We start from the raw sequence: 15,760 nt of genomic DNA, 5'->3' as shown, positions 1-15,760 counted from the left end.
GCCGGTCTCCCTTGCTGGGGCCAAAGGGTGCGTTCGGATTGACGCGCTGTTTCGGATTGCACGGTTCTCGGCGCCAGCGCCGGCCGCGTGCCTGCCGCTTAAACCTGTGACGTGACAAAATCAAGACAAGCGGCTGTCCGGCGTATGAGCACCGGGAGCTCGGAAAACCTCGTCGATAAAACCTTCGTGGATAGCCCGCCGGGATGTTTTGGACACCCGGCCGATCGAGGCGTCAGGTGTTGAACTTGAACAGCAGGATGTCGCCGTCCTGGACGACATATTCCTTGCCTTCGTCGCGCGCCTTGCCGGCTTCCTTGGCCGCCATTTCGCCGCCAAGCGTGATGAAATCATTGTAGGCGATGGTCTGGGCGCGGATGAAGCCGCGTTCGAAGTCGGTGTGGATCACACCGGCCGCCTGCGGTGCCTTGTCGCCCTTGTGGATGGTCCAGGCCCGCGTCTCCTTCGGCCCGACGGTAAAATAGGTGATAAGCTGCAACAGCTCGTAACCGGCGCGGATGACCTTGTTCAGGCCGGGCTCGTCGAGGCCGAGCGAAGACAGGAACTCCATCTCCTCCTCGTCCGAGAGTTGGGCGACTTCGGCCTCGATCGCGGCCGAGATGACGACGGTGCCGGCGCCCTGCGCGGCGGCCATCTTCTCGACGGCCCTGGTGTGTTCGTTGCCGGTGGCGGCGTCGGCCTCCGCGACGTTGCAGACATAGAGCACGGGGTGCGAGGTCAGAAGGTTCAGGCCCTGCAGAATACGCAGGTCTTCCGCCGAAATGCCTTTGAGCAGGATGCGGGTCGGCTTGCCTGCCTGCAGAAGCTCAAGCGCTGCCTCCATCATCGGCAGCACGGTCGTCGCTTCCTTGTCCTTGCTGCCGGCGCGCTTGCGGAATTGCACGATGCGGCGCTCGAGGCTGTCGAGGTCGGCGAGCATCAGCTCGGTCTCGACCGTCTCGGCGTCGGCGACGGGGTCGATGCGGCCCTCGACATGGGTTATGTCGTCATCCTCGAAGCAGCGCAGCACATGCACGATGGCGTCGACCTCGCGGATGTTGGCGAGGAACTGGTTGCCCAGCCCTTCGCCCTTCGAGGCGCCGCGCACCAGGCCGGCAATGTCGACGAAGGAGATGCGGGTCGGGATGATCTCCTTCGACTTGCCGATGGCGGCGATCTTCTGCAGGCGCGGGTCGGGCACCGCGACCTCGCCGGTGTTCGGTTCGATGGTGCAGAACGGATAGTTGGCGGCCTGCGCCGCCGCCGTCCTGGTCAACGCGTTGAAAAGCGTCGATTTGCCGACGTTGGGCAAGCCAACGATGCCGCATTTGAAACCCATTTTTGTCCGGTCCTATCGGGAAAATAGAAATTTGATCAGGGCTATGGGCGATCGGGGTGATCAACGTCAAGCCCCGTGGCGCCGATCCCGCTCAGTCCTTGCCGCCGAACAGCTTCTTCAGCATGGCGGCCATCGGGCCGGTCTCAGGCAGTTTGGCGGGGGCCTGTTGCGGGCGTGCCTGGCGGATGTGACTCTGCTGCTTGGTGGCCTGCTGCTTGGGCGCCGGCTTTTCCGGTTCCGCGCCGCCCTTGCCCTGGACGGCGAGGCTGGCCTTGTTCATGAAGCCGGATTCGTCGCCCTTGGCGATCATCGCGGCATTGTCGGCGATTGCCGCGAGCAGCGGTTCGAGCCATTCGCGGTCGGCCTTGTCGAAATCGCCGAGCACATGGTGCTGGACCATTTCCTTGATGCCGGGATGGCCGACGCCGATGCGCACGCGGCGATAGGCGTTGCCGACATGGCCGTCGATCGAGCGGATGCCGTTATGGCCGCCGGCGCCGCCGCCGGTCTTGATGCGCAGCTTGCCTTCGGCAAGGTCGATCTCGTCATAGAAGACAGTGAGTGCGGAAAGCTCGAGCTTGTAGAAGCGCAGCGCTTCGCCGACCGACTGGCCGGACAGGTTCATGAAGGTCTGCGGCTTGATCAGGACGATCTTTTCGCCGCCGAGCGTGCCTTCAGAAATCAGGCCCTGGAACTTCTTCGACCAGGGCGAAAAGGAATGGCGGCGGGCGATTGCGTCCGCCGCCATGAAACCGACATTGTGGCGGTTGTTGGCATATTTCGCGCCCGGATTGCCGAGACCTGCAAACAGCAGCATCGCCTGCTCCGGGCGTGAAAAGAGTTACTTCTCTTCGGCGGCGGGAGCCGCTTCAGGTGCAGCCACTTCAGTCGTCTCTTCCGCCTCCGGCTTCATCGCCGACGAACCGGCAATGGTCGCGACGGTGAAGTCGCGGTCGGAGATCACGGGCTTCACACCAGCTGGCAGCTTGACCGCCGAGATGTGGATCGAGTCGCCAATGTTGGCGCCGGTGAGATCGACGGTGATGAATTCCGGGATCGCATTGGCCGGGCAGTGGAACTCGACTTCGTGACGCACGATGTTGAGCACGCCGCCGCGCTTGATGCCGGGCGACTTGTCCTCGTTGATGAAGTGGACAGGCACGTCGACATTGACCTGGGTGTCCTTGCCGATGCGCAGGAAGTCGACATGGACAGGGAAATCCTTGACCGGGTCGAGCTGAAAGTCCTTCGGCAGGACCTGGATCTTCTTGCCGTCGACATCGATCGTGGCGATCGTGGTCAGGAACCCGCCGCCATGGATCTTGTAGTAGATGTCCTTGTAGGTGAGCGCGATAGCCAGGGGAGGCTGCTTGTCACCATAGATTACTGCAGGCACTTTACCGTTGCGGCGAACTGCACGGGCGGACCCCTTACCGACCTGTTCGCGTGCTTCGGCCTTGAGCTCGTAAGTGTCGTGGCTCATGGCATTTCCTTTCGGTTTGTTCTGGAGCGCTCACGGTTGGCAGAGTGCCTGGACCGTAAACGTCGAAAGCCGCCGGGTGAGGCGGCCTTCCGCCGCGTTGCCTCCAAGGGTGTCTACGCGGGTGGCGGCTCTATAGCGGAAGGCGGCCGGAGGCGCAAGCCAAAGGCAATCGGCAGAAGTGCGCCTGAAATTCCGGCCTCATGTCATTTCCGGGCGAATGCCGAATCTAGCCCATTGGTTAAACCTTAATTAAAATATTTAGTATCATTTAAGTGTCTATTAGTCGGTGCCGGTGACCAAGGGGATGCTGTATGGCGCGAAACATGGACGCGAAGCTCGACGAGCATAGCCTGATAACGTCGAAACTGGTCAAGAGGCATCGCGGGACGTCGCCCGATATTGTCGATGCGGGCGAACTGAAAGAGCGATCCGCGGAACTCGCACTTGTGCTTGATCTTGCTTACCAGGCGTTCAGGAGGGAGGGGCCGGCTGGATTGGTAGTCGACCGTTTAGCGGGCCGGCTCCACGAGCTTCGCAGGCATTCCGCTCCCGCTATCTGGCAGCAACTCATTCCGTTGGCCCAGCAGCATCGCGTTGCAGAGTATCTGATGCAGGATCCGTTCACGCGCTGGTCGTTCGAAAAGCCGCGAGGGTATTCGGGCGACGCGAGCCTGCTGGACATTTACTACAAGCACCCCAGCGCAGACCAGGAGGTGGCTTCTTCGACCCCGCTTGGCCGGGAGATTTACGCCTACACCAGCGAGGCAGCGAGTTCCGCGGCTGGACGCGAGCGTCGCGACATTCTCGCCAGAACGGTGGACGAAACGGCCCTTCGGGTCGAGAATGCCGAAGTGCTTGCGATTGCCTGCGGCCATCTTCGCGAAGCGGAACTCTCCGAGGCGCTCGCCGGGGGAAAATTAAAGCGCTGGATCGGATTGGACCAGGACCCGATCAGCGTAGCCATCGTCAACCGCGATCTGGCCGGTACCGCGGTCGAGGCGGTGGATGGCTCCGTGCGTGGCATTCTTCGCCGCGCCTACAAACTTGGCACGTTTGATCTCGTCTATGCGTCGGGTCTCTATGATTACCTGCCGGCGGCCATTGGCATCCGCCTGTTTCAACGCGCCATGGAAATGGTCAAGCCCGGTGGCGAATTCCTTTTTGCCAATTTCAGCGACGAGATCACGACGGACGGTTACATGGAAACCTTCATGGATTGGCCGCTGATCCTGCGTTCGGCTGACGATATGTGGGACATCATCAAAGGCGCGGTCGACATGAATCATGTCGAAGCTGAAGTCTTCCATGGATCAAACCGAAACATCGTTTACGGCAAAGTCCGGAAAGTGTGATCCCCTTGGGATTCAGGCTTCGGTGCTTGTTTAGCGGTGGGTCGACGAAGATGTTGCTTGTCGAAGCTCACAGTCCGTCATTAGACCGTGACTTCAGGAGGACAATCGGGCAGCGGTCATCAATCTTAATTTAGGAAAGTTGTATGTATCGTGCGAAACATTCCGTAAGCGCGATGCATTATGGTGCTGATCTTGGGAGCCTTGGCGCGGCTGCGATGCGGAAATCGGGCCATCGATTGAAGGCAGGGCGGTGAATTCCTGTTTGGCCGGGCGAAACTAGGATCGGTACATGACCCACACGTTGGCCGATGTGGTTGAGGACGATGTCCCTCAGCAAAGGGAAGAGACCTGGTCGGAAGTGCGCCAGCTCTACCGACAGGAAGGTGAGCATGCCCGCAGAAAGGCTGCCCGGCAGGGGCTTTGGCTCGCGGTCGCGGTCTATCTGCAGTTCTCCATCATCGACATACTGCTGATTCCGGACGTTGCCGCTTACACGATCGCCGCCCGCTTCGCGGTCAGCGTGACGGCGCTTGCCGTCGTCGAAATACAGTCTCGCATGAATTTCAGGACGGAGTCAGTTGAGTTTGCCTGCGCGGGGGCCCTGGTCTCGGGCTATGTAGGTTGGCTGGTTCCGGCAATCATGACCGGATATGCCCAGAATTTCTCCTATTTCATGATTTTTGGCGCGATCTTCATGATGGGTGCCAACCTGTTCTTCCGGTTCCAGTTTCTTCTTTCAATTGTGTCGTCGGGCATAGTCCTGATGGCCTTCTTCGTCGCTCTGTATTTGTTTCCAGCGACCGGTTCCTATCAGATCGCAATGGGCACGTTTTACATTTCTTGTTTCACATTCACCTCGTATGTGAACTGGAAACTGAATGAGGAGCGCTACAACGTCTTCCTGAACGCCCTGGAAGCCAAGATCCAACACAACGAGGCGACCGAACGCGGTAAGGCCCTGCTGAGATTGTCGCGGACCGATCCGCTTACGGGTCTGGAGAACCGGCGGGCGATCGACGAGAAGCTGCGGGACTACTGGAATGATTGGCAAAAGGTTGGCACCAGTTTTGGGGCGATCCTCATCGACGTGGACTTCTTCAAGAAGTTCAATGACTGCTACGGCCATCAGGAAGGCGATCGCTGCCTGATCCATGTCGCCAATGCCCTTAGCGAAATGATCAGGCGGTACAATGGCTCCATCGGCCGCTACGGCGGTGAAGAGTTCATTATCCTGGCTCGCGTGGAGAACAAAGAGCAGATCCTGGAGATCGCGGAAGCCATTTGCAGCACGGTGGAGAACCTGGCGCTCACCCACGAGCTGCGGCGCGACGGCGTCTCGATCGTGACGGTGAGCGTTGGCGCTGCATTCACCAGGACGCAGACCGGGGCTAAGCTGGAGAAGATCATCCACGAGGCTGATCGCGCACTCTATCTGGCAAAAGCCGGCGGCCGAAACTGTGCCCGGCTGTTCGACCCAACCGATCCCCAGAGCAGCGACGAGAGCGAGAACATTGCGGCTTTGCTGAAGATCGCAATCGGCCAGAACCTCGTTTCACTCGTTTATCAACCTATCCAGGATGTCAAAACGGACCGGGTCGAAGCCGTAGAGGCTCTGATGCGCCTCAAAATGCTGGACGGTACATCGGTTCCGCCGAGCCTGTTCATTCCCGTCGCGGAACGAACCGGCGCGATCCTGGAACTAGGGCGCTGGGCAATAAGAACGGTGTGCGCCGAGCTCCTTGCGGACGACCACGTCCGTGTCGTCAGTGTCAACGTCTCTCCGATCCAGCTCAAGACACCCGGTTTCGCAACGTCTGTCGCGACCATTCTGGGCGAGACCGGCGTCGCTGGCAGCCGGCTGGCCTTCGAAATCACCGAAGGGCTGGAGATGGAGATGCATTCGGACATTCTTCGCTGCATCAGCGACCTGAAGCTGCTCGGGATCAAGATTTGGCTTGACGACTTCGGGACGGGCTTCGCGGGCCTTTCGTGGCTTCGCCTGATCGATTTCGATACGGTGAAGATCGACCGCTCGTTCCTGCACGACTGCAGCGCCCCCAACGGCAAGGCAATGCTCCAGGACATTATTACGCTGGTTCGAAATCGCGGCCACAAAATCCTGGTCGAAGGGGTGGAAACCGACGAACAGATGGCTCTCATGCGCGAATTCGGCATAGACAAGGTCCAGGGCTTTCATGTCGGCCGTCCCGCCCCCGCCGTCAGTTTCCAGGCAAAGCGGGCCATGCGCAAACGCCCATTTGCCGTGCTTAAGTCCGCATGATGACGGTGCGGGCGGTGGCACTGTGGCTTGTTCCCGACGTTTGGCTCGGACCGCTGCGTGACCCACCATGGGTCAAAAGCTGAAGTTTGAACCGCGCTCGTTTCCAGCGCCTGTTGATCGCCGCCGGCCGTTAACGAGGCGGGCCGGGCTACCGGCCACCGCTCAACGCGTTGCGCAGTGCCTGGATCTGCCGGTTCAGCGCGTCGAGCTCGCCCACCGTCATCCCTGAGCGCTCGATCAAGGTTTCGTTGAGGCAGTTGCACTGGACCAGCAGCGCGCGCCCGGCCGCGGTCAGATCGACCTGCACCTGGCGCTCGTCGACCTGGCTGCGCTGGCGGGTCACGAGTCCGGCCTGCTCCATTCGCTTTACCAGCGGCGTGACGGTGCTCGATTCCAGGGCGAGCCGGTGGGCGACCGTGCCGACCGACATGCCGTCCGCCTCTGCCAGCGCGTTGAGCACGAGGTACTGCGGGTATGTGATCCCCATCTCATCCAGCATCGGCTTGTAGGTGCGGTTGATCGCCATGCTGGTGGCGTAGAGCGTGAAACAGAGCTGATTGTCCAACGGGAGAGGCACGGCGAATTCCTTCTTGCCGACACGACCATTAATTCGATACCACGAAAAATGATATCGCGATATACATCTCTATAGACAGGAGTTTTGGGTTGCGCTATCTATTTCGTTGTCGCGATATTGTTTATCGCGAGAACAACAGAACGGAGATTGAGATGACCTCGCACACCAAGCCCAGCTCCGGCAGCGGCACGATCACCACCAAGGACGGGACGCAAATCTACTACAAGGACTGGGGGACCGGGCAGCCGATCGTCTTCCATCATGGATGGCCATTGAGCAGCGACGACTGGGACGCCCAGATGCTGTTCTTCCTGTCACAAGGCTACCGTGTCATTGCCCATGATCGCCGCGGTCACGGCCGCTCGACCCAGACGGATATCGGCAACGAGATGAATACCTACGCCGCCGATGTCGCGGAACTGGCCACTTATCTGGATCTCAAGGGCGCCATCCATGTCGGTCATTCGACCGGTGGCGGTGAGGTGGCGCGCTATGTCGCTCAATATGGCTCGGGTGGCCGTGTCGCCAAGGCGGTGCTGATCGGCGCGGTGCCGCCAATCATGCTCAAGACCGCGGCCAATCCCGGCGGCCTGCCGATCGAGGTTTTCGACGGCTTCCGCTCCGCCCAGGCAGCCAGCCGCGCCCAGTTCTTTCGCGACATTCCGGCCGGTCCGTTCTACGGTTTCAACCGACCCGGTGCGCAGGTCTCTCAAGGGGTCATCGACAATTGGTGGCGCCAGGGCATGATGGGCGGCACCAAGGCGCACTACGACTGCATCAAGGCCTTCTCGGAAACCGACTTCACCGAGGATTTGAAGGCGATCGACGTGCCTGTGCTGGTGATGCATGGTGACGACGACCAGATCGTCCCAATAGCCGACTCGGCGCTGTTGACGATCAAGCTGCTCAAGAAGGGCGAGCTCAAGGTCTACAAGGGCTTCCCGCACGGCATGGCCACGACCCATGCCGATGTCATCAATGCCGACCTGCTGGCGTTCTTCAAGGCCTAGAATCGTCCAGTTAGATAGACAAAGGCACCCGCCGTCAGGCGGGTGCTTTGTGCTTTCATCGAAATGTCCGCGGGACAGTGCCTATTTGGCGAGAAAACCAGTGATCAGCTTGACGGTGGCGTCGGGGTTTTCCTCCATGATCCAGTGACCGGAGTCGGGCACGATGCCGCCCGTGACGTCGGTGGCAACAAGCCGCAGGATATCGGCCTGCGTGGTGCCGGCGGATTTTTCCCCGCCAACTGCCAGCACCGGCATGGTCAGTTTACCGCCGGCGGCGAGCATCGCTTGGTTGTCGATCGCGTCCTGGTCAAAGGCCTTGAACTGCTCGAAAGCGTCATGCATCGCATGCGGGCGGGCATAAAGTTTGGCGTAGTGACCGCGCGTTGCCTCGTCGATCTTCTTGGGGTTGGCCGACAGCTCGTTGTAGAAGCGGTCGAGATAGATGCGCTCGCGACCCGCGACCAGCCGCTCCATGTCTGGGCCGCGGAAGTTGAAGTGCCAAAGCAGCGGGCTTTGCTTGATCTTTTCCCAGTCGCCGATTCCGGGCAGCGGCGCATCGATGATGACCCAGTTGGTGATGCGCTTGGGATATTGCGCGGCAAGCGCATAGCCGACCATGTTGCCAATGTCGTGCGTGACCAGGTCAGCCTTGTCGATCTTAAGCGCGTCCATCACCCCGGCGATGTCGACGGCCTGGTTCTTCTTGGTGTAGCCCGCTTCCGGGTGAGCGGACAGACCCATGCCGCGCAGATCCGGCACGACGACGGTATGATCCTTCGCAAGTGCGGCCGCTGCCGCGCCCCACATATCTCCGGTATCGGCAAAGCCGTGCAGCAGCACGACGGCGGGACCCTTTCCGCCTACGCGCACATAGAGTTTGGTGCCATTGGTTTCGACGGACCGCGTCTTGAAACCCGGTGGAAAAGCAACGATGCGTGCCGTAGCCGGCAAGGTAACAAGAAGCACACCCAACACGGCCAACACGATCTTGCGCATATCATTCTCCAGAGACATTGAGTAACCAAACCTACAGTCTACAGCGCGCGGCTGACAAGCCGCCGTCAGGCGGTGCCTTTCTGCTGTCAGGCGATGCTTAAGCCGCCGTCGATCAGCATTTCCGCACCGACCATGAACGGGATTCGTCGGAGGCAAGAAACACCACCGCATTGGCAATTTCCTCGGCGGTTCCGAAACGGCCGGCAGGTACCAGGCCGACGACGGCTTTCGCGCGCGCCTTCGCCGCTTCGGGGTCCAGCCCAAGCTTGTCGTTGAGTGGCGTGTCGATCGGGCCGGGGCTGATCACATTGGCGCGGATGCCGCGCCCGTGCCGATGCCGCCGGTAATCAATGCGGCCTTGCCTTTCAGTCTGGACATGGCGATTGCCTTCCTGGCGCGGAGCCTTCATTAATCTCCTAACGGCTTTTCACCCGGCGTATGGTGAAAGAATCAAAGAGGGCGCAGCAAATGCCGCGCCCTCGTATCAATTCCGGAAGATAAGCTGATTTTTAGCTGGTCGCCGCCTGTGCCTTCCTGGCTTCTTTCATGTTCGGCAGGAACACGGTCAGCAGCCCAAGCAGCGGCAGATACGAGCAGATCTGGAAGACATAATCGATGCCCTTCACATCGGCGACCACGCCGAGCACGGCAGCCGCGATGCCGCCCACGCCGAAGGCGAAGCCGAAGAAGATCCCGGCGATCATGCCGACACGTCCCGGCACCAGTTCCTGGGCGAAAACGACGATGTTGGAGAAGGCCGATGACAGGATCAGCCCGATCAACACCGTCAGCACCATCGTCCATTCCAAGTTGGCGTAGGGCAGGGCCAGCGTGAAGGGCAGCACGCCGACGATGGAGAACCAGATCATGGCCTTCTGTCCATAGCGGTCGCCGAACGGGCCGCCGAGCAGGATGCCCAGCGCCGAGGCGCCGAGGAACAGGAACAGCATGACCTGCGACATCTGCACCGAAACCCCGAACTTATGCATGGAATAGAACGTGTAGTAGCTGGCGAGGCTGGCGATGTAGGCGTTCTTGGTCAGCACCAGCAAGGTCAGCACCGCCAATGCCCACATGACCTTGCGGCGCGGGAAGGGCGAGACGAAGCTTGCCGTCTTGCGGTTGCCCTGTGCGGCGCGCAGTCGGCTGTACCAGCCGCCGACCCGCCACAAAACGATGATGCCGATCAGCGAGCCGACGGCAAACCACGAAATGCTGGTCTGGCCGAAGGGCACGACGATGAAGGCAGCCAGCAGCGGCCCCATGGACTGGCCGAAATTGCCGCCGACCTGGAACAGCGACTGCGCCAGGCCGAAGCGGCCGCCGGAGGCGAAGCGGGCGATGCGCGAGGATTCCGGATGGAAGATCGCAGAGCCGATGCCGATCAGCGAGGCGCCGATCAGAAGCAGCGAATAGTGCCCGGCATAGGCGAGCACGACCAGGCCGATCAGCGACGACGCCATGCCATATGGCAGCGAATAGGGCATCGGCCGCTTGTCGGTGATCATGCCGATCATCGGCTGCAGCAGCGATGCGGTCACCTGGAAGGTGAAGGTCAGGAGGCCGATCTGCCAGAAATCGAGGCCGTAATTCTCTTTCAGCAAGGGATAGATGGCCGATAGCAGCGACTGCATGATGTCGTTGATGCAGTGGCAGAAGCTCACCGCCAGGATGACGGTGAAGGCCGTCGCCTGGGCTGAAGCGTGACTGGCGCTCGCCGGTGGGGCGACGCTGGCGGCTGTCGTATCGGTCAAGGTAGGCTCCGTGGTCTTTTTGGCGGGTAGGCCCGCAGCGCAAACTCGCGGCACTGCTGAAGGCCGCCTTAACGGACGCTCCCGTGGAGCGCCTTGAAGGACGCCCCTACGGAGCGCCTTGGGACGGTTGCCTTATAAGCTGCTTGCGGGGTGACTTCTTTCGTGGTTTGGTCCAATAGTTTCGCAAGTGGGCCATACAGGATGCCGCACGGCAAAGAAGTCTTTCACGCCGGTAGTGCCGATCTCGAGCAGTTGCACGAGCGCCGCTGGCAGTGGCTGGAGCAAGTCGCCGGGCCGGCGGTGGCGCTGCCGACCGAATATCCCGACGGTTACCGTGTGCCGCAGCACCGCCACAGCCGCAGCCAGTTGCTGCATGCGCTGGTCGGCGTCGTGCTGGTGACGACACGCTACGGGCGCTGGATGGTGCCGCCCGACCATGCGATGTGGATTCCAGCCGGCACGGAGCATTCCGTCGAGATGCTGGGCGATGTCTCCATGCGTTCCGTCTATGTCATGCCGCAGGCGATCCCCGGCCTGCCCGAAGGCTTGCGCGTCGTCGGCGTCACCGACCTGATGCACAGCCTGATCGTGGAATCGGAAAAGCTGCCGCAGGGCAGCGAACTGGAAGGTCGCGGCGGGCTGATCATGAATCTCCTGCTGCATGAGATTCCGACCCTGCCGGAACGGCCGCTCGGGCTGCCGTTCCCGTCCGATCCCAGGCTGTCGGCTCTGTGCCGGCGCTTCGTCGCCGCACCTTCGCCGCACGCAACGATCGACGAGTGGGCCGATGCCGCCGGCATGAGCCGCCGCTCCTTCACCCGCGCCTTCCAGCGCCAGACCGGGCTGTCTCTGTCGACATGGCGCCAGCAGGCCTGCCTGTTCGCGGCCCTGCCCAGGCTCGCCGATGGCGAGCCGATCACCAGGGTGGCGCTCGATCTCGGCTATGACAGCGTGCCGGCCTTCATCACAATGTTCAAGCGCATGCTGGGCGCCTCGCCGCGCGGCTATATGCGCGGCGCACGTGAAAGCGGTGAAAGCGCGCGTCGCCTGATCAGTCCGGTTCGGCTGGAAAGCCCCGCGCCGTAGGGGCAGGTATCGGTCTTAGTCGAAGAGACTGGATACCGATTCCTCGGTCGCCGTGCGCGAGATGGCTTCGCCCATCAGGTCGGCGATCGAGATGACGCGGATGTTGGGCGCGTCGAGCACGCCTTGCGTCGGCTGGATGGAATCGGTGATCACCAGTTCCTGCAGCTTCGAGCCACTGATGCGGGCAACCGCACCGCCCGACAGCACGCCGTGGGTGATATAGGCGGTGACGCTGGTGGCGCCGTTGGCCAGCAGCGCATCGGCGGCATTGCACAGCGTGCCGCCGGAATCGACGATGTCGTCGATCAGCAGGCAATCCTTGCCGGCGACCGCGCCGATGATGTTCATGACTTCCGATTCACCGGGACGCTCGCGGCGTTTGTCGACGATGGCGAGCTGCGCATCGAAGCGCTTGGCAAGCGCGCGGGCCCGCACCACGCCGCCAATATCGGGCGACACCACCACGACGTTGCCGAGCTGCTTGTATTTTGCCTTCACGTCGCGGGCCATGACCGGCACGGAAAACAAATTGTCGGTCGGGATGTCGAAGAAGCCCTGGATCTGGCCGGCATGCAGGTCGAGCGTCAAGACGCGGTCGACGCCGGCGCGGGTGATCATGTTGGCGACCAGCTTGGCCGAGATCGGCGTGCGGCCGGAGGCGCGGCGATCCTGCCTGGCGTAGCCGAAATAGGGGATGACCGCGGTGATCCGCTTGGCCGACGAGCGCATGAAGGCATCGATCATGATGAGCAGTTCCATCAGATGATCGTTGGTCGGGAACGAGGTCGACTGCAGGATGAAGACATCCTCGCCGCGCACGTTCTCCTGGATTTCAACGAAGATTTCCTGATCGGCGAAGCGCCTGACACTGGCCTTGCCCAGCGGGACGTTGAGGTACCGGGCGACCGCTTCGGCCAGCACCCTGTTGGAATTGCCCGCGAAGAGTTTCATGCACGGTTCCTGGTGGAGGATGGCGGGACCTGACGGACTCGCCTGCGCCCTTTAACCGGGCTTTTAGCGGCCCGCGCCGGTATTGCAAGCGCCGAGATCGGGAATCCGCCGGCTAATCTCAAGTAAAGCCTCGCGCCATCGCCGATGGGCAACAGGGAGCAGCGGGCTTCCGCTGTTCCTTCTTCTCGTTGGGCATCGGATTTTCCCAAAACCGTCTCCACTTTTGGGTCCGATGCCTCTAGCCCGCCTTGCCGCCAAGCCAGGCCGCGAACTGGTCGATGGTCTGGTCGGCGATCGTCTGCATGGTGGCCGGCGAGACCGCCTTCCAGCTGTCGCCGCCGCTGCCGCCGGAATTGACCGAAGGCGCCTTCTGCTGGCCATTGATGCGGTGCAGGCGGTTGCCGGCCGGGTCATAGACGTCCCAGACATAGATGACGGTGGTGTCGGTGCCTTCAGACATCGTCGAGAAATAGCCTTTGAGCACATGCGTCGGGGTCTGGTCGGCGCTGCCGGCGAGCGTAATGCCGCGCTGCCGGGCGCGCGTCTGCAGCTCCGCCGTCAGCGGTGTCGCGGCCTCGACCGAGGCGCCGACGATCGGGGCGATCTGCAGACGGGTCTTCGCCAGGACGGCGGCGCTTTGCGCTGGTGTGACCGGTGTGGTGGCGGTTGTGGGAGCGCCCGCCACGGTGGTGGCAGGCGACGCCGGCGCCGGAACCGCTGCTGCCGTGTTGCCTTGCGTGGCGGGCAGCGTCTGGGCCGACGTCGCGGGCGGGGTGATGGCCGACGGTTCGAGCACGTCCTTTGCGTTGGTGCAGGCGCCAAGAGCCAATGCCACAAGCAATGACACGGTCGTCACATGCGATCGTCTCATTTGCCTTCTAACTCCTTGGCGAAGAACGCCTCTCATTATGGATTCACTGTACGATCAAGTCGAGATCATGGCGGGACAGCGGCTTGGGCTGGGATTCGGTGGTCAGGTAGGTGCGGCCAAGCGTCATCGCCGTCTCGGTTTCGGAATCCATGATGATCATGTGGGCGAACAGCGTCATGTTCGGCGCGATCGGTTCTGGGTTGCCCTGGTAAAACATCGGCATGTCCATCCAGGACGGCGTGAAACGGGCGCCGACCGAGTAGCCGCAGGCGTTCAGCCGGTGCTTGGTCAGGCCGTGCGCCTCCATGGTGCGGGCGTGGGCATCGAACACGTCGCCGAAGCTGTTGCCCGGCGCCATCGCCTTCTCGACGGCCAGAAGAGCGGCGCGGGCGGCGTCGAACAGCTCCTGATGGCGCTTCGAGACCTTGCCTGTCAGCACCGTGCGCATCATCGGTGCATGGTAGTGGTTGAAGACGCCGGCCCATTCAAGCGTCAGCTGGTCGTTCTTGGTGAGCTTGCGGCGGCCGGCCTTGTAGCGGCACAGCAGCGCGTCGACGCCGGAACCGATGATGAACTCGTTGGCCGGATAATCGCCGCCGCCGGCGAAGACCGCGCCCTGCATGGCGGCCAGGATCAGGGCTTCGTCGCCGCCCTGCTTGATCAGCGGCAAGGCCGCGTCGAGCGCGTCGTCGGAGAGATTGGCGGCTTTCTCGGCCTTGGCGATCTCGGCCGGACTCTTGAACAGGCGCAGTCGGCCGACGATGCCGGATGCATCGGCGATCTGGCCAAAGGTCTGCAATTGCTCATCCAAGCGGCGGCCGTTGAAGGCGGTCAGGCCATGGGTGTCGTATTCGACGCCGATACGGGCGCCGAGCAGGTCGAGCTCGTTGAGCAGGTTGCGCAGGTCGACCGCCGGGTTGGCGCCGTTGCGGTCGGTCCACAGAACGATGTTGTCGATGATCGAGGTCTGGCGCGCCTGGCGCAGATCGGCCGAGCGGGTCAGAAGCACCATCGAACCGTCGGCCTTCACCACCAGGCACTGGAAGAAGCAGAAGCCGAACGTGTCGTAGCCGGTCAGCCAGTACATGCTCTCCTGCGCGAACAGCAGGATGGCGTCGAGCTTCTTCTCGGCCATCTCGATCATCAGCCGGTCGCGCCGCGCGTCGAATTCGGATCGTTCAAAATGCAGCGCCATTATTCCCTCTCCAAAACGATTGCCGAAACCTGCCGGCCGTAATCGGGCTCCTTGCGGTGCGTGGCGCGCCGGTAGGAGTAGAACAGATCTTCCTCGGCATAGGTGCAGCGTCCGAGGCCGTCGGCTGCTACACCGGCCTTGGCCAGACGGTCGACCGTGTAGCGGTTGAGGTCGAACATCGCATGGCCGGCGTTGGCGGAAGGCGCGAAATAGCCGATGTTTTCGGCGTCGGCCTCGACAAAGCGGGCAACGAATTCCGGCCCGACCTCATAGTTATCAGGGCCGATCGAGGGGCCGAGCACGGCGACGATGTTTTCGCGACGGGCGCCGAGGCTTTGCATGGCGAGGATGGTGTTTTCGAGCACGCCTGTGAGGGCGCCTTTCCAGCCGGCGTGTGCGGCGCCGATGATGCGCGCCTGCGGGTCGGCGAACAGGACCGGACCGCAATCGGCGGTCGAGGCGCCGATGGCGATGCCCGGCCGGTCGGTGACGATGGCGTCTGCCTTGGGGCGTTCGCCGGCAAAGGCTTCCCGGGCAATGACGACATCGGGCGAATGGATCTGCCAGGCAGTCAAGAGATGGGTTGCCGGTACACCCATCCAGGCTGCGACGCGGCCGCGGTTCTCGGCCACCAGCGCCTGATCGTCATCCGATCCGGTGCCGATGTTGAGGCCATGATAGATGCCGCTGGAGACACCGCCAATGCGGGTGAAATAGCCGTGGCGGATGCCTTGTGCCTGCGCCTTGTCCAGCAGCGGCGACCGAACGGGATCCGGTTTGGTCTGATTCAGCATGCGGGCGTTGTTGTCCGTGTGGGCGGTTTCGTCAAGAAGAAGGTGCTTCGTCGAGAAGAAGGCGGGGCTGGCGG

The 15,760-nt window shown here is 61.9% G+C and carries 15 protein-coding genes; 4 read left to right on the top strand and 11 right to left on the bottom strand.

Features of this window, described 5'->3' with window-relative positions:
* Positions 1-232 precede the first annotated feature (232 nt).
* The 3 genes from ychF to NKH02_RS21020 all read right to left on the bottom strand — a co-directional run bounded on the left by ychF (position 233) and on the right by NKH02_RS21020 (position 2,819).
* The gene (gene ychF, locus NKH02_RS21030) at positions 233-1,336 is read right to left on the bottom strand and encodes a redox-regulated ATPase YchF (protein ID WP_352881140.1); all 1,104 of its coding nucleotides are present in this window, start codon (positions 1,334-1,336) and stop codon (positions 233-235) included.
* Positions 1,337-1,427: 91 nt separating this feature from the next.
* Complete coding sequence (pth, locus tag NKH02_RS21025) at positions 1,428-2,153, bottom strand: aminoacyl-tRNA hydrolase (RefSeq protein WP_352863940.1); 726 nt, start codon at positions 2,151-2,153, stop codon at positions 1,428-1,430.
* 24 nt (positions 2,154-2,177) lie between these two features.
* Positions 2,178-2,819, bottom strand: a complete 642-nt coding sequence (locus NKH02_RS21020; RefSeq protein WP_352881139.1) for a 50S ribosomal protein L25/general stress protein Ctc — start codon at positions 2,817-2,819, stop codon at positions 2,178-2,180.
* A gap of 311 nt (positions 2,820-3,130) precedes the next feature.
* Here NKH02_RS21020 and NKH02_RS21015 point away from each other — a divergent pair, with 311 nt between their 5' ends.
* A complete protein-coding gene (locus NKH02_RS21015) occupies positions 3,131-4,171 on the top strand; it encodes a class I SAM-dependent methyltransferase (RefSeq protein ID WP_502910943.1) in 1,041 nt (346 codons plus the stop codon).
* 289 nt (positions 4,172-4,460) lie between these two features.
* Complete coding sequence (locus NKH02_RS21010; RefSeq protein ID WP_352863934.1) at positions 4,461-6,452, top strand: putative bifunctional diguanylate cyclase/phosphodiesterase; 1,992 nt, start codon at positions 4,461-4,463, stop codon at positions 6,450-6,452.
* A 148-nt stretch (positions 6,453-6,600) separates the two neighbouring features.
* Here the strand turns inward: NKH02_RS21010 and NKH02_RS21005 are convergent, their stop codons facing one another.
* Positions 6,601-7,029, bottom strand: a complete 429-nt coding sequence (locus NKH02_RS21005; protein ID WP_352863932.1) for a MarR family winged helix-turn-helix transcriptional regulator — start codon at positions 7,027-7,029, stop codon at positions 6,601-6,603.
* A gap of 152 nt (positions 7,030-7,181) precedes the next feature.
* Here NKH02_RS21005 and NKH02_RS21000 point away from each other — a divergent pair, with 152 nt between their 5' ends.
* A complete protein-coding gene (locus NKH02_RS21000; protein ID WP_352863930.1) occupies positions 7,182-8,039 on the top strand; it encodes an alpha/beta fold hydrolase in 858 nt (285 codons plus the stop codon).
* Between the two features lie 81 nt (positions 8,040-8,120).
* Here the strand turns inward: NKH02_RS21000 and NKH02_RS20995 are convergent, their stop codons facing one another.
* The 3 genes from NKH02_RS20995 to NKH02_RS20985 form a co-directional block, all read right to left on the bottom strand.
* Positions 8,121-9,035: an alpha/beta fold hydrolase gene (locus tag NKH02_RS20995; protein WP_352863928.1), complete on the bottom strand. Its 915-nt coding sequence runs from the start codon at positions 9,033-9,035 to the stop codon at positions 8,121-8,123.
* Positions 9,036-9,147: 112 nt separating this feature from the next.
* Entirely contained in the window at positions 9,148-9,444 is a 297-nt protein-coding gene (locus NKH02_RS20990) for an SDR family oxidoreductase (RefSeq protein ID WP_352863926.1), read from the bottom strand.
* A gap of 100 nt (positions 9,445-9,544) precedes the next feature.
* Positions 9,545-10,789: an MFS transporter gene (locus NKH02_RS20985; protein WP_352863924.1), complete on the bottom strand. Its 1,245-nt coding sequence runs from the start codon at positions 10,787-10,789 to the stop codon at positions 9,545-9,547.
* 201 nt (positions 10,790-10,990) lie between these two features.
* On the opposite strand from NKH02_RS20985, the gene NKH02_RS20980 reads away from it, so the two are divergent.
* The gene (locus NKH02_RS20980) at positions 10,991-11,875 is read left to right on the top strand and encodes an AraC family transcriptional regulator (protein WP_352881137.1); all 885 of its coding nucleotides are present in this window, start codon (positions 10,991-10,993) and stop codon (positions 11,873-11,875) included.
* 15 nt (positions 11,876-11,890) lie between these two features.
* Here the strand turns inward: NKH02_RS20980 and NKH02_RS20975 are convergent, their stop codons facing one another.
* From NKH02_RS20975 to pgeF, 4 genes are all read right to left on the bottom strand, one after another.
* Positions 11,891-12,826, bottom strand: a complete 936-nt coding sequence (locus tag NKH02_RS20975) for a ribose-phosphate pyrophosphokinase (RefSeq protein ID WP_015316090.1) — start codon at positions 12,824-12,826, stop codon at positions 11,891-11,893.
* 238 nt (positions 12,827-13,064) lie between these two features.
* Positions 13,065-13,697, bottom strand: coding sequence for a hypothetical protein (locus tag NKH02_RS20970; protein ID WP_352863920.1), 633 nt, complete (start codon positions 13,695-13,697; stop codon positions 13,065-13,067).
* Positions 13,698-13,740: 43 nt separating this feature from the next.
* The gene (locus NKH02_RS20965) at positions 13,741-14,892 is read right to left on the bottom strand and encodes a M24 family metallopeptidase (protein WP_352863918.1); all 1,152 of its coding nucleotides are present in this window, start codon (positions 14,890-14,892) and stop codon (positions 13,741-13,743) included.
* Positions 14,892-15,686, bottom strand: a complete 795-nt coding sequence (pgeF, locus tag NKH02_RS20960) for a peptidoglycan editing factor PgeF (protein WP_352881135.1) — start codon at positions 15,684-15,686, stop codon at positions 14,892-14,894. The genes NKH02_RS20965 and pgeF overlap by 1 nt, the downstream gene beginning before the upstream one ends.
* Positions 15,687-15,760 lie beyond the last annotated feature (74 nt).

Source organism: Mesorhizobium sp. M1396, assembly GCF_040317725.1.
GTDB lineage: Bacteria > Pseudomonadota > Alphaproteobacteria > Rhizobiales > Rhizobiaceae > Mesorhizobium.
Note: the sequence above shows the minus strand (reverse complement) of the source record. Positions and strands in the feature narration are given on the sequence as shown.

Excerpts from the sequence above, each read along its gene's own strand:
- ychF (WP_352881140.1), bottom strand. The coding sequence starts at position 1,336 with ATGGGTTTCAAATGCGGCATCGTTGGCTTGCCCAACGTCGGCAAATCG.
- pth (WP_352863940.1), bottom strand. The coding sequence starts at position 2,153 with ATGCTGCTGTTTGCAGGTCTCGGCAATCCGGGCGCGAAATATGCCAAC.
- NKH02_RS21020 (WP_352881139.1), bottom strand. The coding sequence starts at position 2,819 with ATGAGCCACGACACTTACGAGCTCAAGGCCGAAGCACGCGAACAGGTC.
- NKH02_RS21015 (WP_502910943.1), top strand. The coding sequence starts at position 3,131 with ATGGCGCGAAACATGGACGCGAAGCTCGACGAGCATAGCCTGATAACG.
- NKH02_RS21010 (WP_352863934.1), top strand. The coding sequence starts at position 4,461 with ATGACCCACACGTTGGCCGATGTGGTTGAGGACGATGTCCCTCAGCAA.
- NKH02_RS21000 (WP_352863930.1), top strand. The coding sequence starts at position 7,182 with ATGACCTCGCACACCAAGCCCAGCTCCGGCAGCGGCACGATCACCACC.
- NKH02_RS20995 (WP_352863928.1), bottom strand. The coding sequence starts at position 9,035 with ATGCGCAAGATCGTGTTGGCCGTGTTGGGTGTGCTTCTTGTTACCTTG.
- NKH02_RS20990 (WP_352863926.1), bottom strand. The coding sequence starts at position 9,444 with ATGAAGGCTCCGCGCCAGGAAGGCAATCGCCATGTCCAGACTGAAAGG.
- NKH02_RS20980 (WP_352881137.1), top strand. The coding sequence starts at position 10,991 with ATGCCGCACGGCAAAGAAGTCTTTCACGCCGGTAGTGCCGATCTCGAG.
- NKH02_RS20975 (WP_015316090.1), bottom strand. The coding sequence starts at position 12,826 with ATGAAACTCTTCGCGGGCAATTCCAACAGGGTGCTGGCCGAAGCGGTC.
- NKH02_RS20970 (WP_352863920.1), bottom strand. The coding sequence starts at position 13,697 with ATGAGACGATCGCATGTGACGACCGTGTCATTGCTTGTGGCATTGGCT.
- NKH02_RS20965 (WP_352863918.1), bottom strand. The coding sequence starts at position 14,892 with ATGGCGCTGCATTTTGAACGATCCGAATTCGACGCGCGGCGCGACCGG.
- pgeF (WP_352881135.1), bottom strand. The coding sequence starts at position 15,686 with ATGCTGAATCAGACCAAACCGGATCCCGTTCGGTCGCCGCTGCTGGAC.